Source organism: Bacillus licheniformis DSM 13 = ATCC 14580 (assembly GCF_000011645.1).
Taxonomy (GTDB): Bacteria; Bacillota; Bacilli; order Bacillales; family Bacillaceae; genus Bacillus; species Bacillus licheniformis.
On the sequence record NC_006270.3, the window covers coordinates 3,433,635 to 3,457,191 of the forward strand.

Consider the following 23,557-nt stretch of genomic DNA (forward strand, 5'->3'; position numbering starts at 1 on the left):
TTGTGTCTTCCTCCTTATTTTTGAATAAAATTAATGAAAAGCGCCGCAATCCCGGAGATCACCAGTGTACAAACCGCTGTGATGATCGCGCCCGTTATGCTGCGCTTAATCCATGTTGTGTTCTCTTCAATCTTGTTGAGCTTGTCATTGATGGACATAATCTGTTGATCGTGTCGATCAGACGCCCTTTCCAGTGTGATGACACGCTGTTCAAGCGTTTTGTGATCGGCCTTCAATTCGGTAATCTCCTGCTTGAAGACGTCCCATTCATTTGTTTGATGCATGTCCTGAAATCCTCCTGTTCTCACATCGTTTTCACCTCCCTCGAGGCAAAATAAAAACACCCTTATTGGGCGCTTGGCATTCCTAAATCCACACTAGTGTCAGGCTTATCATAGCTCCGGCCTGTTATGTCTTCATATTCGGCCGGGGTGATCCACTTAATTTTTACGTACTCCCGCATTTCTTCATCTGTGTAACACCCCCAATCATAGAATTGTTTTATATCGGCAAGAGTGGGATACTTCATGATGCCCCGCCCCCTTTTAACGCTTCAACATCAGCCTGCAGGCGCGCAACTTGCAATGAGAGTAAAGCATTTTGTTTTTTCAATAGATCAGTTATGCCCGGTTCAGGCTCCGGAGGCTGCAAGCTTTCAATATATTCTTTGGTGGCCGATTCAAACCATTCCCCTTTCGCAGGATCAAATTTGGCTAGGTATAGGCCGTCAGGCGGTTTTACTTCGCAATAAAATTCCGGTAGCTCAGCGTCGTCTTCGACTTGAATTTCTTCTCCCGGCATGTAATTGAATTTCTCATCATATTTGTAAAGCCATTTCACTGTCATCCCTCCTAAGCCGCCTTAAATTTAAAACCGAAAGTAATAAATTCGTTTGGGTTTACCGTATTTGAACAACTCTGAATGTAAACAGTTCCATCAGTGGCGATCTGGGTTCTATGGTACTGAGGAGTGGTGCCAGTGCCTTGACTAGAAGCTACACCTATAAAATGAAGCATTTGTATAGGGCGATATCCAGCCGGCAGCATAAAAGCCGGCACATCAAAACCAATTGTTCCACCGGTTATTGAGCCGATAATTTCAACCTCTCCAAGGGCATTTTTACTAAACTGAACCTTATGGGTTCCATACTGCTTCCACCCGTTTAACAAAGTAGGTGATTGCCAGGTAACTTCCGCGTCGGCATCCGTTATAAATCTCTGCCAACCTTTAAATGATCCGTCAGTGTGGATTGTCCCAAACCACCTTTTAGGATTGGCCGTAGCAGTTACCACGATCGTTTTGCGTGCATTATTAGTTGAAACATCGTAATGAAACCACTCGACCGCCTTCGGTTCTGGAGAATTCACAACTTTGTTACTGACACCATAATAAAGTCCTGATGGTAAGGTTAATAAGTCAGTGTCATCAGGAATTAGCGTTCTCCCGCCGTTGTCATCGGTTAATTTATAAAGCTGTCCGGCATTCCATTTCGTTCGCTCAGCTTTATTTATGTGTCGAGTATTATCGCTGTGGTGCTCATCAAACTCTGCTTTTGTCGCCTGCTTCACATTGTCTACTTTAGATAAGCCGATCTGATCTTTTGTGACACCGTGCGGATTGTCTTTTTTAGATGCGTGCTTATCCATGTAAGCTTTTGCATTGGTTTCGGCAGCGTCAGCTCTTGCTTGGGCTCCCTCTTTGGTTTCGATATTATCAAGCATTTCAAATTTTGCCTGCAAGTCATCAATCATTTCTTCCGCTTCAGCTTTGAACGTTTCAAAATCTTCAAAGTAGTATTCGGCAACGGGCACGATATCCGCATCAATGAGAGCTTTATCAATCTCAAAAGAAAATTTATGGACACTCATTTTCTGACCATTATCATATTTGACATAAAGCTCCGCGTGAACGGTACCGGCATGTTTGATTTGTTCCGGCGTTAAGACATAAAAAATAGCGCCCTTCAGCGCGTCTTCGACTTCTGTATTGACATAGACCTGGCTGCCGTCAGTAAATTTCATGAATAGCTTGGCATGGGTTGCCTTACTAATCGGCAAAGGCACACCGTCCTTTGTCAGGTTAAACGACAATTTTGCGGTCCCGATATCTTGTGTACTGAACTGAATATTTGCTGATACACTTCGCTTCACTTGTGCATTGACATCAAAGTGCACAGCCGTATTTTTATAAATCATTGGTTCACCTCCCCTTTCAATTAGCTGCTGCTTTTTGTAATGATTTTTCTAATATAGTCATCTTTTGTTGTCCCATAATACCCGTTAAAATTGGAATCTCCTTGAACGATGACGCGGCCAGTCCCTTTTGTGTTGGTGACATTCACCTCTGTTGCAGCGTCTTTTACTAAAATCGCAAACGCCTTCTCGACGCCTCGTATCCGGCTATTTTCAATTCGTCCGTCGTATCCGTTTTCCACATAAATGCCGCCGCGCCCTCTCGTACTGCTTTGCTCTTTATTGGTATTCATCACATTATTATCTCTCACATCAAAGTGATCGCAGTTTTGAATGAAAATACCGTTGCGGCCAGTAGTGTTAATTTCGTTTCGATCAATAGAAAGGTGATATGATTTCGGCACGGTAGAAGTTTTGTCTCTGCTTTTTTCGACGTAGATTGCTTCTGTATCAACACAGGAAACATAATTTCGATCAATAAAGGTGTTGTAACAGCCTTCTATCCACATCCCTCTTCTTCCCCCAAAAATCCGGTTATCAGAGATGAAAGCATTTCTTGCAAAGACTAATTTTATGGCTTGCTCATCGTCATATTCACCAATCTCTTTTGCCTTTAATTTAAAGTAGTTCCCAAAAATACGAATGCCATCGCTCCAGGCGACTTCGTTGTTATATATTTGCCCAAACGATAAGATTCCGTATGACTTGTAATCATAAAAATCATTTCCCTGAATCAAGACGTTTTGTGCATTTTGGGGGCGATTCATTTGGACTCCTTCAACATTTTTAGAACTTTCAATTCCTCCGGCTGCTTGGGAAATTCGAATACATTCATTATTGCGCTTAAATCGATTGTTTAAAATCTTAACTTCGCCCCATTTAAACGTTCTTACTCCTGCAAAACCACAGTCCTCAATCGTATTGTCAAAGATTGTGATGTTTTTTTGGAAAATATCATAAACAGCATAGTGATTTCCTATCGCAGAACCCCAGCCGCCCAACAGCTCAGATTTACCAAAATGATTATGGGCGATATAAACGTTTTGATTAGGGGTGCCGTCAAACTCTCCGAATTGATTGACGCCCATTTCAACAAATTCCCCAAGCTGTATGGCTTCTGAGAAAGGGCGTTTTCCGCTCAAGTCTATGAATCCAAAAAAATTGCTCCTTGTGATCTGGAGATTGTTGATCCCATTGGCATCAATGGCATGGGCGGTAATCGTGTCTTTGAAAGTTACGCGGTCAATCCAAATATTATTTGCATGACCTAAAATGATTGAGTCCATCGCAGTAGACGGGTATTTGTCTATATTGGCATAGTTACCGTCTAAAATACCGCCTTCAATAATGATGTTGCTTCTTCCGGAAAAGCCGCTGAAGCTATCATCCGGCCTTCCGTTGACAAAGAATCCGCCGGCCCATCCTCTAAGAAGTACACAATCCGCGGCCATAGTGACACGGGTATTTTCATACACAATCATTCTTTTTTCGATTAAATAAATACCGCCTGGTATCACAAGCTGCCCGCCGCCTTCTCGACGAATTTCATCCAGCGCCTTTTGTATGGCCCAGGCAGATGGGCTTTTTCCGGTCGGGTCCGCACCATAGTTAAGCGCATTTTTAAAGTTAAATCTCGTTTCAATATACTGCCCATCTGCAGCCAGACGGTCCCATAAAGTCGGGTAAATTGTTCCCCTACGATCAACACGCGCGTCAACAACTTCCTTTATGTTCGTTCCGTCGGCATTTAACACTAAATTTCTGGCCCTTGCTTTGGCAGTTTCGATTTCTTGGGATACTGTAAGCCCGCTGCTGTGAGCAATCTGATCAGACGTATGAGCTTTTTTTGATGTTTGATGCGATTGAATCTGTCTTTCTTGCTCATTCAAGCTGTTTTCTATGCTTTGCATATCTGCTCTTAGTTGTGCTTGATAACGGGAATTCCGGGTTTGATCATAGTCTTTTATCAGCCGTTGCATCTCTTTCACTCCTTTTTTGGCAAAATAAAAAAACGCCTACCTGAGCGTTTTGAAAAGCTGGTCAATATATCGTTTTTGATCTCTAAGCCTTTTCGCTTGATCCACATTTATGCTTTGGATATCTTTGCGGAAGTTCGCAAACGTCAATTTCGGACTGCTGTATGGGTTCAGAGGGTTGTACTGGATGGACACAAGTCTCACATTATCTTCAAATGTGATACCATCAGCCGTATCAGCCAAGACATGGATGGTGTCGCCTTTCCAGAAATCTTGCTCGATCTCTAAAAGCTTCGGCTCATAGATTTTTTGGAAATCAGCTTCTACCGTCATTTCCGGATATGGATTCACATGCCTTTTTAATGCAGAAATCATACTGCTGGCTTTTTTATAGCGCTCATCCCTGATCGGTTCAGCCCAGCGTGGCTTCCCTTCAATCAAGAATTTCTTTTCGTCTGGATGAATGTATAAAATAGGCTCAAACTCGTACTGAGGGTTTTTGTCATCAGTACTGCTCCCCTTTTTTAAGGCCCCGTATCCCCAGGCACGTGTTGTACTGTTTTGCGAGTTTGTTGTAATTGAAATGCCGGGCATATTATAGCGCGAATCTAGGGTGAAATTAATCCGTTTCCCCATCTTTTTGTAGATATAAATTTTGTAATTATCCACGTCTATTTCAATCCCATAATCCTCAATGATTTCATCCATTAGCTCTGTCGAGTTTTTATCACCGAAATTTTCTTGATCTGCTGATTCAAATTCACTCTCAGGCGTCTTAAAAATATATTTGAAGTCTGTATTCTTCAGCGCAAAATCAAGCGCATCTCTCAATCTTAATTTCTTTGATACAGTTTCATGAATCCTGTTGTTAATAAGCAGCACAGTGAATATGTGGCTTGCTGTAACGGTTTTACTAATAACATTTTTCTCTTGATGAAGTTCGACACCCGTAATGTAATATTTTTGGTGTTTAAATTTTTTCTCATCCAGATAAAGTATGTTATCGTCCACCAATAAATCAAATTCTGTGCCGTTCTCCTGCGTTTTTGTGATAGTGAAGGTAAAACTCTTCTTACCTGTCGTATCGTCTGTCAGATCAACTGACACACCCGTTATTTCCACAACCTTTTTTCCGTCTTTTGTTGACACATGAAGCTGTGGGAAATCGGTATCTGACGGCAGATTCTGATTGAGTGTAATGTCTTTCCCGTCATATTCCTTGCTTGGTATTTCTGGATCAGGTATCGGTGTTTCCGGTTCGTCAGGTCCTTCTGGCACCCCACCCACAGTGTCATATTGTGTTAGCTTGTAGGTTTGAATGAGATTATTCAACTTTGTCGCATAATTGGGGTCAGTCGCATAACCAGCTTTTACAAGTGCAGCACTCGCCTTCTTGTAATCTTTTTCGCCGACTACAGCTTTATAGTGATTCGGATCCCAGCTCGTTCCGTTCACATACAACTTGGCTAAATCCTGAATCGATTCATACCAAGATGGATATTTTCGAAAGCGAGCTTGTACTTTGGTTGCATTTCCGCTCTTATCATATTCAGTCGTCCACATGAGAACATATTGACCGTTATAAGTACCCTTGATGCCGAATAAGTTTTTCCCTTTCTGCACCAGCCCGCTTGTCCCCCATGCGCTCTCTAAACAGGCTTGAGCAATAATGAGAGACGCGAGAATATCATACTTTTTATAGACTCTTTGGGCGTCTGGTGCAATTTCCTTTATAAAATCTGTGTTTGCCATATTGCATGCTCCTTACGCGTAGTAGAAACGGGTATCAAATATGATTTCAAAATCATTGGTATTCAAGATTTCAAACTTATTCATTCCTATATCGAGTCCCGGGAGTCTGCCGGATGTTTTAATAGGTGTTTTATTGATCACTGTGTATTGCTTAATAAAAGAAACACGCTGCGTTTTTTTTAATTCCTGTTCAATTTTCAGCTTTTCACCATTTGTATGGTTGATGATCGTCACATTTTTTCCGGCCGCCCATAAGGCCACATTGTAGTCATGTTCCAAAGGATTGATATAGGCATCACCAGTGTTATAAACCTGAAACCTCTTTCGATTTTTGAACCTGTATTCCAGATCGTCACGCATTTGAATGTTCATGCCTGGGCTCCAATGCTCAACGTCAAAATTTTGCTTTGTCAGAGAAGTGAATTTCGATTCTGCCAGTCCCGTGATGTTGTTAAATTCAACTGTGAACGTTACAAAGTTTTTCTCCTTTTCTTTTGGGATACTAAAATTTCCATCACAAGTTACCCGAAAACGGAGATTCGGCAATAAATCGGTCGAGATATAATAGGGAAACGGCTTAACTAAAAGCGCGTAAAGCTCCCGTCTAAATTGATAAAAGTTTTCAGCGATGATTGAATTTAAATAAAATTCAACGGTTATTTTTCGTTCTGTATATGTGACATCCCGAGGATGTTGCGGAAGGACAACTCCGTTTATTCTCGGGATGCTAACCGTTTCACGATCAATCCCCGGTGCTTCAGGTGTGAAGCTTAAAGGTTCAAAAAAAGGAAGCAGGCTATTTAAGCTCTGCTCCCCAAGACCATTATCGTAATCAAGGAATAATTTCACTATCTCACCCCGTTTATGAATGAAGTTCGAGTAAACCGATCCCCGGCTGATTGGTCAATTTTTCTGCCATCAAGATATGTGTTGTTGTCTTTTAGTAAAAGTCGCTGCAAGAGCTGCACATTTTTATTTAGAAAATCAATTTGCTTTGCCATCATACTGATTTGTTTTTCTTGATTCTTTACAACACGGCTGATGTCTACAGAAAAATCATTAGGTGGTAGCTGCTGTTTGGGCTTTTCCGAAACTTTTTGAAGCAGGAGTAGTGCTTTTGAAATCATCCCATCCTGTAAATCCGGAAGTACGCCAAGTTTGCTACCAATCCGAGCCCATAGCCCAATATTACGCTCCCTGTATGAAGGATCTTCCGTGATCGTTGTTTCATCATACCCTCGTTCATTTAAGATGGCCCATTTTGAGCCACCCCGTCCAGGTGAGATACCACCTTTTGCATAACCAACATAGCCGCCACCTCGGGCCATTGATTTTAAGCCTGGATGATTGCTAATGTCTCCATATCTGCGCTTGATATAGTTAATTGCAGCCAACGTATTATCTATCGGATTCAAAATGTTATTATGTCCAGGAAACTTATTGGCGTTAAAAGTGCTCGGGATCGTCTGCATCAACCCCTGTGAAGGATGGCCTGCTTTCGCATTGGAATCCCATAAGTTGATAGCATTTGGATTTCCGCCGCTTTCCTTCATGGCGATGGTCACAAGCCCTGGAATCCATGAAAGTGGCACCCCTGCTATACCAACAGCCTCTGTAACCCATTGGTTTACGGCTTTCGTTCCTCCGGTCCCTTTAAATGTGGACGGCTCTGGCATGACTCCTTTCAAAAATTGAGCTGCACCATTTTTTAAAGTCTTGAGTATGCCGGTTCCAAACGAATCAATACCTTTTCCCGATTTATACGGGATCAGGCCGCTAAACAGTTTTTTAATTAATTTTCCTGGGCCGTTGATTATCAAGTCCATAGCGCTTGAACTAACATCCCCGACTTTGTCCACAACACCTTTTCCGAAAGAAATAGCTCCATTGACCATTTTCTTAGAGCCTTCAGCGGCTTTTTTAAAAAAGTCGCCGACCCCGCCTGCATATCCAGGAAGCCCCGAAGCTGCAAGCTCTTTTGACTGATCATGAGGAAGTACAGATGTGCCGCGCGGTAGGTCCCAAATTTGCGGGCCGCCCATACCGACTACATACATTCCGATGCCTGGTGTATGGGCCAGTTCCCATCCTTTTTCACCAACAAGCGCCTTTCCTCCAGGGTGAAAGTCTGTACCTTTCGCATATGCAGCTCCTGGCGCAATTTGCATTTTTTCAGACCGGCCATTGTAACCTTTAGGCTTCCACTCTGGAATGGTTGGGATATGCATAAATTCAAGAACCGTGTTAATTCCACCGGTAATCTTATTAACAACACCAGCTAAGTCGAGAACAAAAATATCCCATTTACCAAGGACTTCACCTGTCTCAAAATCAACTTGATCAATATGTCCATAAGCTTGAAGCTTTGCCTCCTTGACTACACCTTTATGCGTCTTTTCTGCTTGCTTAATTGTTTTTTTGGCTTGGCTTTTTGCTTTTCCAACTGTGTCATCGTGCTCTTTCTTTGAAATTGTGCCTTTTACATAATACTGATCATCGGCAGCAGCAATAACGGAATCACGCTGCTTTTCGGCCGCCTTTATTGTTTTTTCTTTTGCTTTATTACTATTTTTCACAACAGCAGCAGCCTGTTTAGCAGATAAGTTAGAGGATTCTTCCTTCAGCTTCCTTGAAATTTTAATTTGCTCGTCCTTGCTTCGAGTAAGAGCCGTCTCCATTTGAGCCAACATTTTCCCCTGTATCTCTGCTATTTCTCTGTTTTCCTTCGCTGTTGTTTTTCGATTTTCTTCAGCCGCGGTTCTGTAAATTTCATTTACCCGATCCACATAACCTTGTATTTCCTTCTGTTTCTTATCATTTCCATTTTTGATTTTATTGAGGATTTTAGCTGCTTCTTTATCTGACGTTTTATCATTTGAAGCATAAAATTCCTGTAACACCTTGGTGGCGGAATCAGCACTTGTTTGAAATCCCTTTTTCAGCGAGTTTCCCATTTCAGTGAACTGCTTTGTCACATCATCGGCAATATCCTTGGTGATCTTTGTATTTGTTGCTCGAAGGGTATTGAGCTTTGCCGTAACTTTAATATTCATATCTTCATATGCATTCACAGCTTTTGCAGTAGCCTTCGATACTCCCTCACCAAAGTCAATAGTCGATGGAAGAACCCTTTTCTTCAGATTGTCATAATACTTTGTACCAGCTTCGGTTAAAAGTGTCACTCCTGTCACAGCAAGACCAACTGGACCGCCTAACAAGCTCAATCCGCCACGTAAAAGGCCGACAACTCCTGCTCCTTTTTTGAGAATGTTGAATAGGCCAAAACCGCTTTTTGCTAATTTCATAAAGCCGCCAGCGCCTTTAATTGCATTGGCTCCAACCTTTAAAATATTCCCACCGAATTTTAAGAGCTCAGGAGCAAATGAAAGTATTAGCCCGGCAATTGAACCAACTGGCCCGCCAAACAATCCAAGGCCAACGCCGGCAACACGTGAAGCACCGCCTAGGCCTCGCATGGCTTTAGCACTTCTGCTGGATGATTGTTCAAGCCTCCCGACTCTGGTTGTTGCCAGATTGGCTGACTGATGAAAACGCCCCATTCGTGTGGATGCTGCTGCCGCTGCCGCAGATGTTGTTGTCATACCTGCAGCCGCTGTCCTGGAAGCTGCGCCCGCTGCAATGGCTTCCGTAGAATAAACGCCAAGACTGCCCGATGCTTGATTTACATTCCGCGTTAAATAGCCGCCCGCGGTCCGAAGCATATTCCAGCCTGCTGCTACTTTTGGCAAAGAGCCAAGCAACAGTAAGAACGCGCCGCCTAAGAGGGAAAATACAGTGACTGCACCGCCAGTAATCGCAATGGTACTCGCCACAGAAGGGGGCAATGAATCAAACCAGGTTACAAGCTTTGTTAGTCCGTCAGCTGTAGCCCGGATAACAGGCAAGAACTGATTTCCAAAAGTGATAACAGCATTGTTTGTAGCAGATTTCAGATACTCAATAGAGCCAGCCAGGTTGTCCATTTGCTTTTTGGCTACTCTTTCAGCTGTGCCGCCGCTTCCTTCGATTTCCTTTGTGAATTCTTGAATTTTATCTTTTCCCGCGTGCATTAAAGTAATAAATCCAGAAAGAGCATGCTGCCCAGCCAACTGTTTTGCAATTCGAATTTTTTCAGTTTCGGTATAATCTTTTGTTTTCTCATTGATCTGGCCGATAATATCCGCAAGTGGTCGCAGTTTCCCTGTCGAATCGGTTACCTTCAAACCTAATTCATCGATCGCATTTCCGGCTTGTTTTGGTGGAGATGATAAACGGGTCAGTGTAGCTCGCAAAGCTGTTCCTGCCATATCAGCCTTGATCCCGCTATTTGCCATAATGCCTGTCGCTGCTGCTAATTCTTCCATGCTGAGTCCTGCCGTTTTTGCTGCCGGAGCCGCATATTTCATCGTTTGGCCGATCTCTTGCAGGGTGGCGTTTGAATTCGTAAAAGTATATGTCATTGCATCCGCAACGCGGTTTGTGTCTTCGGCCTTGATATGAAATTCAGTCAAAATGTCAGAAACGATATCTGCCGTAACACCGAGGTCTGTTTGACCGGCTGCAGCAGTTGCGAGAAGGCCAGGCATAGCCCCGATTATTTGATTTGTTTTATATCCGGCCATCGCAAGATACTGCATACCTTCTGCAACTTGGCCATCAGTATATTGAGTTGTCGCCCCTAAATGACGGGCTGTTTTTGTAAGATCAGCCATCTGGTCGTTTGTAGCATTTGCTAAAGCACCGACACGGCTCATCGCTTTTTCAAAATCAGCAGCAGCTTTAACAGTCATTCCAATCCCAAACGATCCCGCTGCACCGAGAGCAGAAAGAGCCTTTCCAGCGGTTGAGGCTGCTTGATACACCGCGTTTAACTCTTTAGATACTTCTCCTGAATTGCGCTTAAACACAGAAAAAACACTCGCTGCTCGCCGGGTGCTGTTTGTGGTATTTTCAAATTGTTTTGTTACTCGTTGCAGTTCATTTCCAAGGCTTTGATGAACGGCAATTGCATCATTCAGCCGACGGCCTTGTATCTGTGTTTCTCGATTATCCAGCCCTTTTTCTCTGACCAGCTTATTGTATTTTGCCCGATGCTCATCAACTAAACGGCCTTGTATGCGGTATTTATTATTGAGTCCTTCTATTTGCGATTGAAGAAACTTAGACTGATTGCCCGCAGCTTTATAAACTGCACCGGATGCTTTCATTTCCGAATTCGCTAAACGCATTTGCCGCTTTAAACCTTCGATTCCACGATTAAAGCCAGTATCATCAAGGCCTACTTTAACAATCATATTTCCGATAGGTTGCGCCATATGTATCCACCCCGCTTCCCTGGCATAAACTCAACGAAAAAAGACCGGCGATAAAGCCAGTCTTAGAAAAATATTTGATCAATTGGAACAACTTTTGGTTTATTTTCATGAGCCAGGACTTCTAAGTAATGGTAAATATCCATCTCGTCAATTTCAGTCATGGTCCATCCCTGTTTTAAAAGGGTCGCATATATATCATTGAGCTGTTCTATTCCGTTTTCAACTGTAAGTCCTCCGTTTCCGCTGCTGGCAAAAAATCTTCTTCCTCATCTGGTTCTTCATAGCCCATGATTTCTCCCATAATTCGTCTTACTTCATCGGAAACTTCAAAGGACTGTAATCCTTCTTGAAAATCCTCTAAAGTAAATTGATTGTGAAATACCCGTACAATGAATTTCATACGATCCTCAAGGCTTTTGAGTACTTCTTTAAGATTTTTTGCTTTAGAAGCTGTCTCATCTAACTTTAAGGCTTCAAACAACGTCTTTGTGTTTGTACGGGGAGCAATAAACGTTTTATATTTTCCTTCTTCTTCAAACCATAATTTAATAGAAATATGTTTTTGAGCCATGTTGACTCCTCCTTTATTTTGTTAGATTTAAAAAAGAAGCATAGAGCTTCCCTTTATACTGTCTTTCCAATGTCTACGCTGGATTTATTATCAGAGCCTGAGTCCGGATTTTTATAAGCATTGCCAAACACTTTTTCATAAAACTTGTCCAAATTGAAATTCGGTGCGTCCTCATCAGCCAATACTTTATAGGCGTTGTCTTGTTCGCGCTCCATAAATTCAGCAGAAAGTTTGACCGTCTGAAAATCAGTCTTTTCTTCTTTTGTTTTCCATTCATCATCCGGAAGAGAAAAACGCCCTTTCACTAAGCCTACATGGCGATTCTTGCCGTTCGCTTTTGGCCCATAGAAAGACATCGCAACCCATGGCGCGATAACATTCTTTTTGAACATATAGATCCCGTCTGTTTCTTCTATCCCAAACAATTCCTCCAAAATTTCCATTGGCAGATCCCGCATTTCAAGCTCCAATTTTGTGGAACCAGTCGTGACAGCCATATCCACCAGTTTGTTGTCTGCATACTGCTTTTCTGTTGATGTTTCCGTATTGACCTTCGCGTTAATTGCGTAAGGGTAATCAATAATTTTTGTAGCCACATAAAAGCCATTTTCCTTTTTTAAAGGCGCAAATTTAACGCCTTCCAATCCGGTAACTGAACTGTATTCAGGCATTCTAAAACCTCCAATTATATTAAAATATTGGCCTCAAATCGGCGTCCCTTCCGAATAAGACCCTCATCTTTTAAAAAATCATTGATTAAAATTCCTGTTTGAAAATCCATTCTATTCATGACCCCTATAACGGCAGCCAAAATCTGATCGCAGGATGAATCGTTGTATACATCAATTTGATAGACAGCGCTGTCCTTGATCGGCTTTCCATCAGCCCACTTGGTAGTTCTGTAGTCCAATTCCTGTACGACGATATAAGCTGGTTTGCTTTTGATGCCAATCGGCACCGCAAGTTCAAAAATGTTTGCAGGATCAGCCAATAATAAAAGCGCCGGATCAGTTTCCAGCGCTTCAAATACTTTATTTTTTAATTGCAAAGCTCTTTCCGCTACATTCATAGCTTGTACCCTCTTTTTATAACGCTTGCCATCGCCTGAAGCATCCTCTCATTGGCACTTAGCATACTCCGCTGAATAGACGGGTTAGCCGGCTGATGAATGGTTCCGAATTCAGGCAAGTGGACACGGAACTTCGTATCTTTTGTAGGACCAACCACTGCATATATCTCACCATCGGGGTCCTTTCTCGTACGATTACCAACGATAATATCTTCATCAATGTGGGGATGGCTCCCCCCAATATTGGAACGGGGAGCATTCTTTTTAATTTCCTTCGCAAGAACAGCGCCCCCAGCTTTTACAGTAGCTTTATTTATTTTTTCATCCTTCCTTGCGAGTGAGGATAAATATGAATCTAATTCTTTAAAGCCCTGCATTTCTATTTCAAATTTCATTATTCCACCGCCTTTGCCCTAATTGTGGTGAAATTTTTCCGGGAATAGTTCGGTATGATAGATTCTATTTCATATGATTGGTTTTGAAAAAGAATCCGCATATGTTTACCAATACCTTCACGGTGTCGGATCGTAAATTTTACTGTTTCTTCCTTCTTGACGGCAGCGGCCGCATAATATTCCCGGCCTTTTAATCCTTCAGCTTTTGCCCAGCATTCAACGACCGTTTCATAGTCACCTTCCACAGGGAGACGGCCGCCTTCTTTTTTCTTTTGAAACTTGATTCGATATCGCATGTCATTCAGCATCGGCATCAGTCTCCGAAACTGTGTATTTTAATTGATTGATCAACGTTGTCAGAACTCCATCAAGGTTTGAAGTTGTGCCAGCTATTTCACGGTTTTCATACCAGTGAGTTACAAAAGCCTTTACACACAAATCTGCGCGAGCTGAATTATTAGGAAATTTCAGGCCCGTTGCGGATGTAATGTATTCTTTTGCTGAAGCGATAAACCCAAGAATTAAATCATCCTCCAGATCACCATCGACCCGGAGGAATTTTTTCGCCTCTTCAAGCTCTTTTTGTTGGGTTTCAGTCATAGGGCATCACCTATCTTTCGTTAACTAGATGTTCCGCCTTTTAATTCATCAATTTGCTTTTGTAGGTCTTCAAAAATGGCCTTTACTTCGCTGTTTAAGTTGTCCATCATGATGCTACCAGTTCCTACGTTGTTGCTTCTTACTACCTTTTCACCAAGCATTTCATGGGTAATGCTTTTTTCTTCAATGACAGCAGGATCACCTTTGTCACCTTTTGGTCCCTGGGGTCCTGGTTCTCCTTGTGGGCCTTGTGGGCCAGTATCTCCCTTGTCCCCTTTTGGTCCTTGTGGCCCCTGCGGACCAGGTTCCCCTTGCATTCCTTTGATGTATAAAGGATTTTCTTCGCTGTTGTCCTTCAAATAAACGGGCGTTACCGGTTTGCCCGTGCCATCGTCCTCCGCAGAAGTGAATACGCCGTTACTTTGGTTTAAAAATTGATCTGCCATATCTCATCATCCTTTCAATTTTTTATTTTCCAACGTCAACTGATTTATCTTCTGTGTCGCCGGTACTTGGAGTTTCATTGTCGGGAACAGCGTCTTTAATAGATGCAAATTCCGCGTAAACAACAGCATCCGTGTCCCAAAGTACAACGTCCTCACGTTCAATGATTCGCATATCTGTAGAGTTACGGTAGAATGCTTTACCACCGACATTTGTCGTTAAAATGGAATATTGCTGACGATCAAAGAGTTTGACAGCTTCTTTAAGGTCTCCAATGATTAATGGATATTTTGGAGTCGTTTTTGTACCGCCGTTTGGCAAATACTTATCAGAAATGACGGATACCGGCTTACCGAACAATAATTTTTTAGTTGGATCAGTAGGGTTCGGCTGAAGCAGGTAACGGCCGAAAGCGTCTTTCAGTTTATCTAACACGTTAAATCCTGATTGGTTCGTGACAACTTTAGTCGTGGCATTAATAGCCGGATCAAGTTTGACATTGAGAATGTCTTTAATGTCGTCCTGCTTCGATACTGTGGTTTTTGCAAGTGTTCCTAATTGATTAAGAATCAACGTATTGCGGGTCACGGCCGACTTTTTGGCAAGCCAATTAGAAAGGTACTGCAAAAGTGCTTCTTGTGTATCTGCAAGCAAATCATTAGAAAGAACCAAAATCCCGGCATAGTCTTTAATGCTATACTTTATGTTTTCAAATTTAGGGTTCTCTAATTCTTCAATATCTGCTAATTCCTCAAGATTTACTAACGGGGTGATATCCGCTAGTTTTTCAAGAACCCTTGACCCTTTGTTTGTTGATACCGGAATGACATCGACGAGATTTGCCAACGTATCAAATTGACGTCGTTTTTCATTTATTTTCGTGGAGATATCCTGCGGTACAATAAGCCCGCCGTCCTCATCCACACCTTCTTTCATCGCGGCAAGAGGCTGTGGTACTTTGCCTGTTCTAAGGGCAGATGCAAAAAGCTGAGCATGATTTTTCGCATCTGTTTTGGCGATATCATCCGTTGGCTGTTGCGGGTTCTTTGCCTCTGGATCTTGCTGCGGCTCTTCTTGTGCATATGAAACCTGCATGTTTCGTAAATCCTCATATGTTTGAATTTGATCTTTAATTTGTTGAGCCTCAGCAAGCAGTTTTTTGGCTTCGTCCATTTTCCCTTCATCGGTCAGTGCTTCAATTCTTGTACGTTTTTCCGCCAAGGTCTGGCGCAATTCTCGTTCTTTTTTGGACATTCCGCCCCCGGCAAAAAATTGAATATCAAGTCTCAATAACTTTTTCTGTTTCAAATGCTTGTCCTCCTTAATAGTGGCATAAAAAAAGAACCCTTAAAGATTTAAGAGTTCAAGTTTCATATTGATCTTTTGTTTTAGTAATTCATCCGGCTTAGTTTCTTCAGCCGGACTTTCAGCAGTAGATTGAGCAACAATTTTGCCTGGAACATGTTTAAAATGTGCCAGTACCTGATGATCAATGCAGGCTGCTACATCCTTTGACTCTGAAACCTCATCGATCAAGCCATAATTTAAAGCTTCATCGGCGGTGAGCCAGGTTTCCTCATCCAGCAGCTGGCGTAAAGTCCCGTCGTCCAGTTTGTCTCCTGCTTTCGCAAGATATGTGGAAACGATACTTTCAGTAATCTTATCCAGATCATCGGCTGCCTTCCGGAATTCCGCGGCATTCCCGACCATCCCCATGTATGGGTTGTGAATCATCATCATGGCGTTACTTGGCATCGTAATTTTATCGCCGGCCATTGCAATGACAGAAGCAATACTTCCAGCCAGTGCATCCACATAGACATTGATTTTTGCCTTGTGACGCTGAAGCATCGAATGAATAGCCTGCCCCTCGAAAACATCCCCACCGGGCGAATTAATGTACAAATCAATAGAGCTCACGTCACCTAAACTTTTCAACTCAGCCTGAAAGGCCTTGGACGAGCTCTCGCTAAACCATCCTTCGCCAGTAATAGAACCGTAAAGCGTGATTTCAGCAGTCGAATCATTCAGAACCTTCATGTTCCAATACTTGTTTTTCTTCTTCTGTTCCGTTGCCATCACCCCCTTTCAGGCGATTTGAAGACCGTTTGACCTTGCTAAGTTGATACTCTTTCATAATTGAAAGGGGAACAAGGTTTAAGTTTCCATAATGCTCATCGCCGATCTCCCCGATACCTGTCATGTCCTCTTTTTGAAGAATAGTATTGACGCTAAAGGCGCCTACGCTTTGCATCGTTTTATAAAATTCAGCACGTGATTTACTATCCCCGCGAAGCTCTGATTCCAGGTTAAATTTAAAGTAATAGCCAGCTCCCTGCTGCTTCTCTGTCAAAACCTTATCGTTTAACTCTTGTTCAATATTTGTGACGATTGGCTGTAAAGTGGTTTTGACATAATCTAAGGATTGTTGCTCAATATTTGAAAATGTTGCCCTGTCCAGCTCACCTATTTTATGCGGAGGCACCTTATAAATCGATGCAATCTGTTGGCGATTCCATTTCATCGATTCAATAAATTGGGCATCTTTCATAGGCATGGTTACCTGTGAATAATCAAGCCCGGCGTCTAAAACTGCAATAGACTGCCCCGCATTCACCCGCTCCCAGTCTTCTCTAAGAATTTGTTTACTTTTTCGATCTAAAAGGGTCGGCGCTTTAACAACACCGAACGGTGCACCGCCATTCTTGTAAAATTTCGCGTTGAATTTTGTGGCAGCTCTATTTGACCCTATATTGTCCCGAATAACTGAAATCGGAGTTTGCCCCACAATTCCGTCAAGAGACAGGTTTTTAAAATGCAGCACCTCTTCATAAAAAAACTCACGGTATCTGCCGTCAATCGTTGTGGAGTACCAAACACGCCCGTTATCGGGATCAATATTTGTGTTGGTTGCTTCCGGATCCAATGGTCTGATACCCGTCACATTTCCGTCTTTATCAAAAAGTAAAAGGTTGTAGCTGTTTCCCCAAGTGCAAAGCCTTGTAACCAAAAGCCGCTTCCACACAAAGCTTGTCATATAGTCATTGACTTTGTTCAGAATGATATCGCTGACTTTATTTTGAACCTGTTGTATGTTTCCATTTTGATTCTGAAAAAGTTTAATCGGCAGTTTCGCAATATCATCCGCCAAAACAATCACACAGGCATATACATCCGGATGAAGAACGGCCGTTTTTGTTGATACCCTTTCACCAGATGCGCTTTCAGATCCAGCAAAAATATTTTTGAACCAATCAACCGGATGGAGAAGGGAACCGCTATCCTCTTCAGCAATTTCATTTTTTATTCCGCTCTTTAAACGGCTTAATAGCATCTATTTCCCTCCCTCATCCTTATTTTTTTGACGAACAAATCCTGCCAAGCTGGCAAGAGAAAATAAAAAAACACCGGTTGCGATTAAACCCGCGTTTACGTTTATTCGATATATGGCTATTGAAATGAATACCATGCCCGCAATAAGCAAGATATCCTCTAAAAATAGCTGTAAGGTTTTTAAAATTTTCAAGTGCTCACCCCCTACAGACTGAAAGATCCAGACTGAATATAAGCGTTTAAGTCGATCGCCGTATCAATTTGTGAAGCCCGAACATGTGCATTAATAAGCGCGGCTGCCGGGTCAATCCGTTGTGTGGACTTGGACTTATCCAGCATTATATTTTCCTGGGCATCCACTTTTGTAACGGCGTTCCCCATAGCCCAAGTCAGCAGATCGTTTTTATTATGGATGATCTTTTTCGCCTTCACTTTTTCGCGGAAGTCTTTCGTAGGCTCTGAAAGTGTGGCAACACCCTGCCGAATTTCAATCATCACATATCCGTCTGCCTCCATCTGTTGGGCAAACTGTGTAGCATTATACGGGTCATAGGCAATTTCTTTGATCCGCCAGCCTTTCTCTTTCTCCATTTTTTTAATGTAAGCCCTGATATAGTCATAATCGACAACAGCGCCGTCGGTGACGGTTAACCAGTTCTTTTCCTTCCACAAATCATACGGCACGTTATCTGTCTTCATGCGCTCATAGAAGGTATCTTCAGGCATAAAACCGTGACTATCCACAGCAAAGCTCCCATTATCCAATGGGAAAATAAACGAGACAGCTGTCAGGTCAATTCGTTTTGACAAGTCAATCCCTACATAGCACTCACGGCCGGATAAATCAGGGAACTGATCAGATCCGCAATCCTTCCAAGCCTGCATATCCATGTATCCACCGTCGCGCATATTAACCCAAACATTCATATTCTTGGTCAGGAAATCCCTCATCTTTTCAGGAACAGCCAGAGCCATTTCAAGACGATCTCGCAAATATTTTTTCCCAACTTCATGAGAAGCTAATATCGGATTAGCCTTTATCCAATTCCTTTCATCCTTTATGTCATCGTCTTTATCTATTTCGTTCACCATGACAAAATACTGTTCATTTGTCTCTACTTTGTTTGGATCGAGAAGACGTGAAACATAATCATACTCCACACGATAGGCCGGATTGTTTAACTCGTGCCCCGCTGTCGTGATAATAACCATGATCGGCTGCGTTCTTGCGCCCATCCCCGACTCCAGGATATCGTAAATCTCTGACGTTTTATGAGCATGATATTCATCGATTATGCCGCATTGCGGGTTAAATCCGTCACCGGTCTTCCCTGCATCTTTAGATAAAGCTTTGATGGTTGAATTTGTTTTTGGGTGTTCAATGGTGCTGTATGCAATCCTGTATTTTTGCTCAGGTTTGTTTAGAAGTTCGCACCCTTCTATTTGGGCTTTTATCTCCTTCCAACATATTTGAGCCTGCTCCGTCTTTGTTGCCCCTATATAAACTTCAGACATTTTCTCATTGTTTGCCATTGCTTCATAGGATGCAACACATGCTAGACTCTGAGTCTTTGCATTTTTACGGCCAACCTGCCAATACACTTTTGTAAAACGGCGGTATCCTGTATCTTTATGAATCCAGCCATAAACATTACCGAAAATAAAGATTTGAATACGATCTGGAACTATGTTTTCACCAGCTAATGGCCCTTTTGTATGTTTGAATTGCGTCATCCAGTAAAGAAAGCGACGGGCTTTTTCATCGTCAAACACGTAAGGAAACTCTCTTGTTCCTTCTCTTTTAATATCATTTAAAAACCGCTGACAAGCCCATATATGCTTTTCGCACGCAACAATCTCGCCCGATATCACATCGCGCGAGTAATCAATCATAAACTGTTTAATTGTATTCATACATTACTAAACTCCTTTTCTGCTAAAGTCTTCTCCCGTTCTTCCTGGGTTTTCGTGATCGCGAGCTTGGCACGTGCAGACGGTGTGAGTCCGAAATCATTAGCAGCCGATTTCATTTGATCATAGAAGTTTTTCTGTCGTTTCAGTAGGGGATGCTCTTCTCCAATCAACTTGACCGGCTTCCCGTTTTCACCTTGACCCTCTGTATGAATCATGATGCCGTCTTCCTCAATAATTTTTGTAATAGAAATGTACTGAGAATAGGCATTACAATAGGCGGCTAACATGCTGATATCCGCCTCCGTCATAATTTCCACCTCAGATAATAAAGCAGCAATCCGCTTAAATTCTTTTTTAGCCACCTTATCCAGCCAGGTAGGCGGTTTGATATTTTCAGAGCGCATTTTCAACTTTTTTTCATGTTTGGCCCTGGCTGCAAGCTCTTTCGTATTCTTTTTATTTGGATTGCCCTGTATTAATTGAAGGGCTGCGGATTTTGCAGGTCTCGGCATGTTTTTCACCTCATTTCTATTAAAAAAATTGCAATTTTTCGCTTGTTTTTTTCACCAAGCATGCTATGATGAAGGTGACAACAAAACCAGTCATATCAAGCCCTCTCGGCAAATGTGCCGGGAGGGTTCTTTGCGTTTTTGGAAACTTTGAAAAGCGGTGTTTGTTTGCAGAAGATGGGGCGCCGTTCCCGGGGCGGTTGCTTCCCAAGGATTTTCATAGGGGGGTATCCCTACTTGACCGACTTGCTTCGGTCGCCGTGAACCTTGTTATGGCAAGCATTGCAGAGACTTTCAAGGTTTGAAAAGTCTAAACGCTTGGACCAGTCCTGCTTCACCTCCACAATATGATGGACCATGTCGGCAGGAGTGAATCGATGTTCTCTCAAGCATCGCTGGCAAAGACGATTGTCTCGAAGCAAAACAAGTTCTCTTGTTCGTTTCCAATCTGTTGATTTATAAAAACTTGTTAATGTTTTGTTTCTTGAATGTTTGTTGTAATGTTTCGTTTCCTCCTGCTGGACGTGCTTATGGTCAGGGCAGTAGCCCTCTCGGGTAAGGGCCTTACACCCATAGGCCTTGCACTCCCTTAATGGTTTAGGCGGCATTGTAATCCTCCTTCAGTTTCAAACACTTATTGATTCAGATCTTCATTTGCTTGCTCGACTAAAGGCTGCATAAGTAGGCCAATACGCTCCTTTAAATTGAAATACTCTGTCAAAAGGCGCTCGGCTTTCTTTAGCCTCTTGGCTTTCGCATATTGGTTCTTTACACCTCTAATACGCTTTTGGAGGACTCTAATTTGTGGGGTAGTCACAGAAAACACGGCCCTATGCTGGCAGGCGGGGCATTGAATATACCCAATTTCAACGCCATTCTCCCTTTTCTCCTCTCGCAATAAAACTCCATGAACCTCACCGCAATGCTTGCATTTCGATTCCATTTGGATCATCTCCCTCAAATAAAAAACGCCCTCTCGTTTGGGAAAGCGCCTGGTATATTCTTTCTAAACCGGGCCCACACTCAGAGGCTCTCATTGGCCGCCAATCGTTTATTCTGAGATTTACTGGACCCGGTTTACAGAGAACATAAAAAAGCACCCAGTTGGGTGCTATATATGATGATGCACTGTAAACCATACAGTCATTGTTTAATCCCACTAGTTACAACATGGTTTACCACAATGAGTATGAGAGTGTGTAACAGGATCGTAACTAGAATAAGTGTGTGGATATTGATGCACATGCTGGAAATGCTTATGATGCACATTTGTTATATGCTGCGGATGAATATGCGGCACAATTGTTTTAGAAAAAGTATGAGTTTGACAACAATTAGTCGGGTGTACAATTGGCGGCATCACATTTGGTTTGCAATGAAACATGACTAAGCTCTCCTTTCATTCATTGATCATATTCATTATTAAACTATGATAAACAGTGTATACATGTACCATTACAATCACCCATATTTGTCCGATCGAGTACTATCCACAGCCTAAATCAAAAAAAGCATCCTCAAAAATTTTTTAAGGATACTTAAACTGAAAGGAGAGAAGTTATTATGATTTCGATCCATATTTGCAGCTTGTCTATTCGAATTCATTCAAAAAAACAAGAAGCATCCTTCAGGATACCTCTTGAAAAAAGGGGTAATTCTCGATGTATTTTATTTTATGCAATAAATTTTAAAAAATAAACTTGTCTACTCGCTTAATACCATAATACTCGATAGTCCAGTCTTGGACTGTCCTCTTATCTTAGTTGTACAATTCCTCCTTACGCTAAACGCTTATTCAAATTTGCGCCTTACACATACTTCGGGAGGAAGCCAAGCATTGTAAGGCAGCATGTCCAAAAAACATACTTCATATAATCTCCCGATACCAAAGCCGCAAGACTAGCGCGATCCGGCTCAGAATGCTCCTCCCGTTTGGCTTCATTCTTCATCGCCTTAATTTGAGTATCCGAATTCACCTTGATAAGGGAATGGTGCGTATCCCGTTATTTCTTGATAAGTAAATCTTATCGATAAATTACGCATAAAAATTCCCCCTCTTTATCCCCCCGATTATCGGAAAAATGTCGGGATTTTGTCGGGTTTTTCTCGATGAAAAAAGCACTCAGATAATTCCGAGTGCTGTTGCAATACGGCAGATTGCCCGCTGCTTTATTTCATAATAGGTATCCTTTTTCATGCCGAGTTCCATATAAATATTGATGTCTTTCACCCTGGCAGCCGTCAGGTATTTCTTTTCGATAATCAAACGTTCTTCATCGTCCAAGCTGTTTTGTAAAGCCCGTTCCATCTGTTTGACTTTGAGTTCATTAACGGTAAATGAATCCCGGAGGGAAGGGAAAATGTTAAAGCCGGCAGATGAACATTCTTTTTTATTCTCTAATTGGACTTTGAGCGCGCGGTAATTTTTCAATTCTTTGATGACTATTTTCCGGACGGCTTTTTCGTCCACATCATCGAGAAAAGATAGCTGTTCCTTTGACATCCTTTCCCTCCATTCGTTCATTTTTCTTTTTCCCATTCCTGAATCCGTCTTTCTGCAATCTCCATCCAGATGAATGAAGCGGCAAGAATGAGGATCCCTATAATCACATATATCATGATTGCCCCCCTAGTTTTCCTCCACAATCACAACTGCATTGCTGATCATGATTCGTTTTCCGTCCAGGTCGAATTTCACCTTATTCCCATAGTCATTGACTTCAACATCAAATTTGCCTTTGTATGTTTTGATCTTATTTCCGTTCTGATCGTAGACAGTTGCCGTCCGTTCTAATCCATTATTGGATGCGTTAAAATCCTTCACCATTCTATCCCATGACTCACAACCTGCCGCCAACGCGACAAGCAGCAGAATTACGATTGTGGCAATAGCTTTTTTCATTCTCATGCTCCTTCCACTGGTCAGCCCCCAATATTGGGTTTTGATTGATTACGGCTCCGCCGCCTCCCATCATTTCACCCTTTGAAGTCTTTTCACATCATCAATATTCATTTGATAGTCAGCCTCTCGGACGGCAGCAGCAAATGATTCAATCCCTTTTTCCCAAAGACCGTGACGCTCAATGATTTCCGAAAACTCTTCAACGTCATGCTCGCGGATCCCCCAGCTGTCGGGATCTTCTGCGGGCCCGTACATAGTAACCCATTTGCTTGAGTCATTCGGATCCGGTTCCTCCCATTCCGCGCGGGTAAAATGACAAAGCTCATGATCGACCAGGGCGGCGCGCTGCTCTGGGTTCATCGTCTTCCAGGCTTCCTTATTGATGAATACAAAAAGCATGTAATCGGTCATATGGCGCTCAAAGGCCGTGCATTTTTTTGCCTTCCCGGCCCATTTGTTGTTACCTTCCCGGATGTAAAAACCAATGTGTTTCTTCATCTTTTAAATGTGGGTGATGCTTATCGATTAAACTTTCGGCCAACTGCCGCACCTCTTGTGATTCTTCAAAACCTACAAATGCCATGG

At 42.4% G+C, this 23,557-nt stretch carries 28 protein-coding genes; all 28 read right to left on the bottom strand.

The features are described from left to right. Positions 1-14: 14 nt before the first annotated feature. Positions 15-284, bottom strand: coding sequence for a hemolysin XhlA family protein (locus tag TRNA_RS39200; RefSeq protein WP_009329192.1), 270 nt, complete (start codon positions 282-284; stop codon positions 15-17). A 62-nt stretch (positions 285-346) separates the two neighbouring features. Further along, complete coding sequence (locus TRNA_RS39205; RefSeq protein WP_011198303.1) at positions 347-529, bottom strand: XkdX family protein; 183 nt, start codon at positions 527-529, stop codon at positions 347-349. Beyond that, positions 526-840 carry a hypothetical protein gene (locus tag TRNA_RS39210; RefSeq protein ID WP_011198304.1) on the bottom strand — a complete coding sequence of 105 codons (315 nt, stop codon included), beginning with the start codon at positions 838-840 and terminating at the stop codon, positions 526-528. Before TRNA_RS39210 ends, TRNA_RS39205 begins: the two co-directional genes overlap by 4 nt. A gap of 11 nt (positions 841-851) precedes the next feature. Further along, positions 852-2,195, bottom strand: coding sequence for a phage baseplate upper protein (locus TRNA_RS39215; RefSeq protein ID WP_011198305.1), 1,344 nt, complete (start codon positions 2,193-2,195; stop codon positions 852-854). A gap of 20 nt (positions 2,196-2,215) precedes the next feature. Next, a complete protein-coding gene (locus tag TRNA_RS39220; RefSeq protein WP_011198306.1) occupies positions 2,216-4,171 on the bottom strand; it encodes a right-handed parallel beta-helix repeat-containing protein in 1,956 nt (651 codons plus the stop codon). A 36-nt stretch (positions 4,172-4,207) separates the two neighbouring features. Continuing rightward, positions 4,208-5,920 (bottom strand): phage tail protein, encoded by a 1,713-nt coding sequence (locus TRNA_RS39225; protein ID WP_003185331.1) that lies wholly within the window; start codon positions 5,918-5,920, stop codon positions 4,208-4,210. Between the two features lie 12 nt (positions 5,921-5,932). Beyond that, the gene (locus TRNA_RS39230; RefSeq protein ID WP_011198307.1) at positions 5,933-6,769 is read right to left on the bottom strand and encodes a phage tail family protein; all 837 of its coding nucleotides are present in this window, start codon (positions 6,767-6,769) and stop codon (positions 5,933-5,935) included. Then, positions 6,769-11,235, bottom strand: a complete 4,467-nt coding sequence (locus TRNA_RS39235) for a phage tail tape measure protein (RefSeq protein WP_011198308.1) — start codon at positions 11,233-11,235, stop codon at positions 6,769-6,771. The genes TRNA_RS39230 and TRNA_RS39235 overlap by 1 nt, the downstream gene beginning before the upstream one ends. Before the next feature lie 208 nt (positions 11,236-11,443). Further along, on the bottom strand, positions 11,444-11,806 hold the full coding sequence (gene gpG / locus TRNA_RS39240) for a phage tail assembly chaperone G (protein ID WP_003185339.1): 363 nt from the start codon (positions 11,804-11,806) through the stop codon (positions 11,444-11,446). A 53-nt stretch (positions 11,807-11,859) separates the two neighbouring features. Then, a complete protein-coding gene (locus TRNA_RS39245) occupies positions 11,860-12,477 on the bottom strand; it encodes a major tail protein (RefSeq protein ID WP_003185341.1) in 618 nt (205 codons plus the stop codon). A gap of 14 nt (positions 12,478-12,491) precedes the next feature. Beyond that, complete coding sequence (locus TRNA_RS39250; protein ID WP_003185344.1) at positions 12,492-12,875, bottom strand: hypothetical protein; 384 nt, start codon at positions 12,873-12,875, stop codon at positions 12,492-12,494. Then, on the bottom strand, positions 12,872-13,270 hold the full coding sequence (locus TRNA_RS39255; protein WP_006637249.1) for an HK97-gp10 family putative phage morphogenesis protein: 399 nt from the start codon (positions 13,268-13,270) through the stop codon (positions 12,872-12,874). Before TRNA_RS39255 ends, TRNA_RS39250 begins: the two co-directional genes overlap by 4 nt. Further along, positions 13,270-13,578: a phage head closure protein gene (locus tag TRNA_RS39260; RefSeq protein WP_003185349.1), complete on the bottom strand. Its 309-nt coding sequence runs from the start codon at positions 13,576-13,578 to the stop codon at positions 13,270-13,272. The genes TRNA_RS39255 and TRNA_RS39260 overlap by 1 nt, the downstream gene beginning before the upstream one ends. Further along, positions 13,568-13,870, bottom strand: coding sequence for a head-tail connector protein (locus tag TRNA_RS39265; RefSeq protein ID WP_003185351.1), 303 nt, complete (start codon positions 13,868-13,870; stop codon positions 13,568-13,570). Before TRNA_RS39265 ends, TRNA_RS39260 begins: the two co-directional genes overlap by 11 nt. 20 nt (positions 13,871-13,890) lie before the next feature. Next, entirely contained in the window at positions 13,891-14,316 is a 426-nt protein-coding gene (locus TRNA_RS39270; RefSeq protein ID WP_011198310.1) for a collagen-like protein, read from the bottom strand. Positions 14,317-14,338: 22 nt separating this feature from the next. Next, the gene (locus tag TRNA_RS39275; protein WP_011198311.1) at positions 14,339-15,622 is read right to left on the bottom strand and encodes a phage major capsid protein; all 1,284 of its coding nucleotides are present in this window, start codon (positions 15,620-15,622) and stop codon (positions 14,339-14,341) included. Positions 15,623-15,661: 39 nt separating this feature from the next. Then, positions 15,662-16,393 carry a head maturation protease, ClpP-related gene (locus TRNA_RS39280; RefSeq protein WP_011201736.1) on the bottom strand — a complete coding sequence of 244 codons (732 nt, stop codon included), beginning with the start codon at positions 16,391-16,393 and terminating at the stop codon, positions 15,662-15,664. Continuing rightward, positions 16,338-17,648, bottom strand: coding sequence for a phage portal protein (locus TRNA_RS39285; protein WP_003185359.1), 1,311 nt, complete (start codon positions 17,646-17,648; stop codon positions 16,338-16,340). The genes TRNA_RS39280 and TRNA_RS39285 overlap by 56 nt, the downstream gene beginning before the upstream one ends. Continuing rightward, positions 17,649-17,840, bottom strand: coding sequence for a DUF1056 family protein (locus tag TRNA_RS39290; protein ID WP_003185361.1), 192 nt, complete (start codon positions 17,838-17,840; stop codon positions 17,649-17,651). An 11-nt stretch (positions 17,841-17,851) separates the two neighbouring features. Then, complete coding sequence (locus tag TRNA_RS39295) at positions 17,852-19,561, bottom strand: terminase large subunit (RefSeq protein ID WP_003185362.1); 1,710 nt, start codon at positions 19,559-19,561, stop codon at positions 17,852-17,854. Beyond that, complete coding sequence (locus TRNA_RS39300) at positions 19,558-20,073, bottom strand: phage terminase small subunit P27 family (RefSeq protein WP_011198313.1); 516 nt, start codon at positions 20,071-20,073, stop codon at positions 19,558-19,560. The genes TRNA_RS39295 and TRNA_RS39300 overlap by 4 nt, the downstream gene beginning before the upstream one ends. 230 nt (positions 20,074-20,303) lie before the next feature. Then, the gene (locus TRNA_RS39305; RefSeq protein ID WP_011198314.1) at positions 20,304-20,678 is read right to left on the bottom strand and encodes an HNH endonuclease; all 375 of its coding nucleotides are present in this window, start codon (positions 20,676-20,678) and stop codon (positions 20,304-20,306) included. 26 nt (positions 20,679-20,704) lie between these two features. Next, on the bottom strand, positions 20,705-21,013 hold the full coding sequence (locus TRNA_RS39310) for a hypothetical protein (protein WP_041817053.1): 309 nt from the start codon (positions 21,011-21,013) through the stop codon (positions 20,705-20,707). Between the two features lie 216 nt (positions 21,014-21,229). Then, complete coding sequence (gene cotD, locus TRNA_RS43480; RefSeq protein ID WP_006637235.1) at positions 21,230-21,454, bottom strand: spore coat protein CotD; 225 nt, start codon at positions 21,452-21,454, stop codon at positions 21,230-21,232. A 738-nt stretch (positions 21,455-22,192) separates the two neighbouring features. Beyond that, on the bottom strand, positions 22,193-22,573 hold the full coding sequence (locus tag TRNA_RS39315) for an ArpU family phage packaging/lysis transcriptional regulator (RefSeq protein ID WP_009329244.1): 381 nt from the start codon (positions 22,571-22,573) through the stop codon (positions 22,193-22,195). Between the two features lie 126 nt (positions 22,574-22,699). Next, positions 22,700-22,972 (bottom strand): DUF5052 family protein, encoded by a 273-nt coding sequence (locus TRNA_RS39320; RefSeq protein ID WP_011198316.1) that lies wholly within the window; start codon positions 22,970-22,972, stop codon positions 22,700-22,702. Positions 22,973-23,041: 69 nt separating this feature from the next. Then, on the bottom strand, positions 23,042-23,470 hold the full coding sequence (locus TRNA_RS39325) for a putative metallopeptidase (protein ID WP_011201737.1): 429 nt from the start codon (positions 23,468-23,470) through the stop codon (positions 23,042-23,044). Next, positions 23,433-23,555: a hypothetical protein gene (locus TRNA_RS44315; RefSeq protein ID WP_257227968.1), complete on the bottom strand. Its 123-nt coding sequence runs from the start codon at positions 23,553-23,555 to the stop codon at positions 23,433-23,435. Before TRNA_RS44315 ends, TRNA_RS39325 begins: the two co-directional genes overlap by 38 nt. Positions 23,556-23,557: the final 2 nt, after the last annotated feature.

Excerpts from the sequence above, each read along its gene's own strand:
- TRNA_RS39200 (WP_009329192.1), bottom strand. The coding sequence starts at position 284 with ATGCATCAAACAAATGAATGGGACGTCTTCAAGCAGGAGATTACCGAA.
- TRNA_RS39205 (WP_011198303.1), bottom strand. The coding sequence starts at position 529 with ATGAAGTATCCCACTCTTGCCGATATAAAACAATTCTATGATTGGGGG.
- TRNA_RS39215 (WP_011198305.1), bottom strand. The coding sequence starts at position 2,195 with ATGATTTATAAAAATACGGCTGTGCACTTTGATGTCAATGCACAAGTG.
- TRNA_RS39220 (WP_011198306.1), bottom strand. The coding sequence starts at position 4,171 with ATGCAACGGCTGATAAAAGACTATGATCAAACCCGGAATTCCCGTTAT.
- TRNA_RS39225 (WP_003185331.1), bottom strand. The coding sequence starts at position 5,920 with ATGGCAAACACAGATTTTATAAAGGAAATTGCACCAGACGCCCAAAGA.
- TRNA_RS39235 (WP_011198308.1), bottom strand. The coding sequence starts at position 11,235 with ATGGCGCAACCTATCGGAAATATGATTGTTAAAGTAGGCCTTGATGAT.
- gpG (WP_003185339.1), bottom strand. The coding sequence starts at position 11,806 with ATGGCTCAAAAACATATTTCTATTAAATTATGGTTTGAAGAAGAAGGA.
- TRNA_RS39245 (WP_003185341.1), bottom strand. The coding sequence starts at position 12,477 with ATGCCTGAATACAGTTCAGTTACCGGATTGGAAGGCGTTAAATTTGCG.
- TRNA_RS39250 (WP_003185344.1), bottom strand. The coding sequence starts at position 12,875 with ATGAATGTAGCGGAAAGAGCTTTGCAATTAAAAAATAAAGTATTTGAA.
- TRNA_RS39255 (WP_006637249.1), bottom strand. The coding sequence starts at position 13,270 with ATGAAATTTGAAATAGAAATGCAGGGCTTTAAAGAATTAGATTCATAT.
- TRNA_RS39260 (WP_003185349.1), bottom strand. The coding sequence starts at position 13,578 with ATGCTGAATGACATGCGATATCGAATCAAGTTTCAAAAGAAAAAAGAA.
- TRNA_RS39265 (WP_003185351.1), bottom strand. The coding sequence starts at position 13,870 with ATGACTGAAACCCAACAAAAAGAGCTTGAAGAGGCGAAAAAATTCCTC.
- TRNA_RS39270 (WP_011198310.1), bottom strand. The coding sequence starts at position 14,316 with ATGGCAGATCAATTTTTAAACCAAAGTAACGGCGTATTCACTTCTGCG.
- TRNA_RS39280 (WP_011201736.1), bottom strand. The coding sequence starts at position 16,393 with ATGGCAACGGAACAGAAGAAGAAAAACAAGTATTGGAACATGAAGGTT.
- TRNA_RS39285 (WP_003185359.1), bottom strand. The coding sequence starts at position 17,648 with ATGCTATTAAGCCGTTTAAAGAGCGGAATAAAAAATGAAATTGCTGAA.
- TRNA_RS39295 (WP_003185362.1), bottom strand. The coding sequence starts at position 19,561 with ATGAATACAATTAAACAGTTTATGATTGATTACTCGCGCGATGTGATA.
- TRNA_RS39300 (WP_011198313.1), bottom strand. The coding sequence starts at position 20,073 with ATGCCGAGACCTGCAAAATCCGCAGCCCTTCAATTAATACAGGGCAAT.
- TRNA_RS39305 (WP_011198314.1), bottom strand. The coding sequence starts at position 20,678 with ATGCCGCCTAAACCATTAAGGGAGTGCAAGGCCTATGGGTGTAAGGCC.
- TRNA_RS39310 (WP_041817053.1), bottom strand. The coding sequence starts at position 21,013 with ATGGAATCGAAATGCAAGCATTGCGGTGAGGTTCATGGAGTTTTATTG.
- cotD (WP_006637235.1), bottom strand. The coding sequence starts at position 21,454 with ATGTTTCATTGCAAACCAAATGTGATGCCGCCAATTGTACACCCGACT.
- TRNA_RS39315 (WP_009329244.1), bottom strand. The coding sequence starts at position 22,573 with ATGTCAAAGGAACAGCTATCTTTTCTCGATGATGTGGACGAAAAAGCC.
- TRNA_RS39320 (WP_011198316.1), bottom strand. The coding sequence starts at position 22,972 with ATGAAAAAAGCTATTGCCACAATCGTAATTCTGCTGCTTGTCGCGTTG.
- TRNA_RS39325 (WP_011201737.1), bottom strand. The coding sequence starts at position 23,470 with ATGAAGAAACACATTGGTTTTTACATCCGGGAAGGTAACAACAAATGG.
- TRNA_RS44315 (WP_257227968.1), bottom strand. The coding sequence starts at position 23,555 with ATGGCATTTGTAGGTTTTGAAGAATCACAAGAGGTGCGGCAGTTGGCC.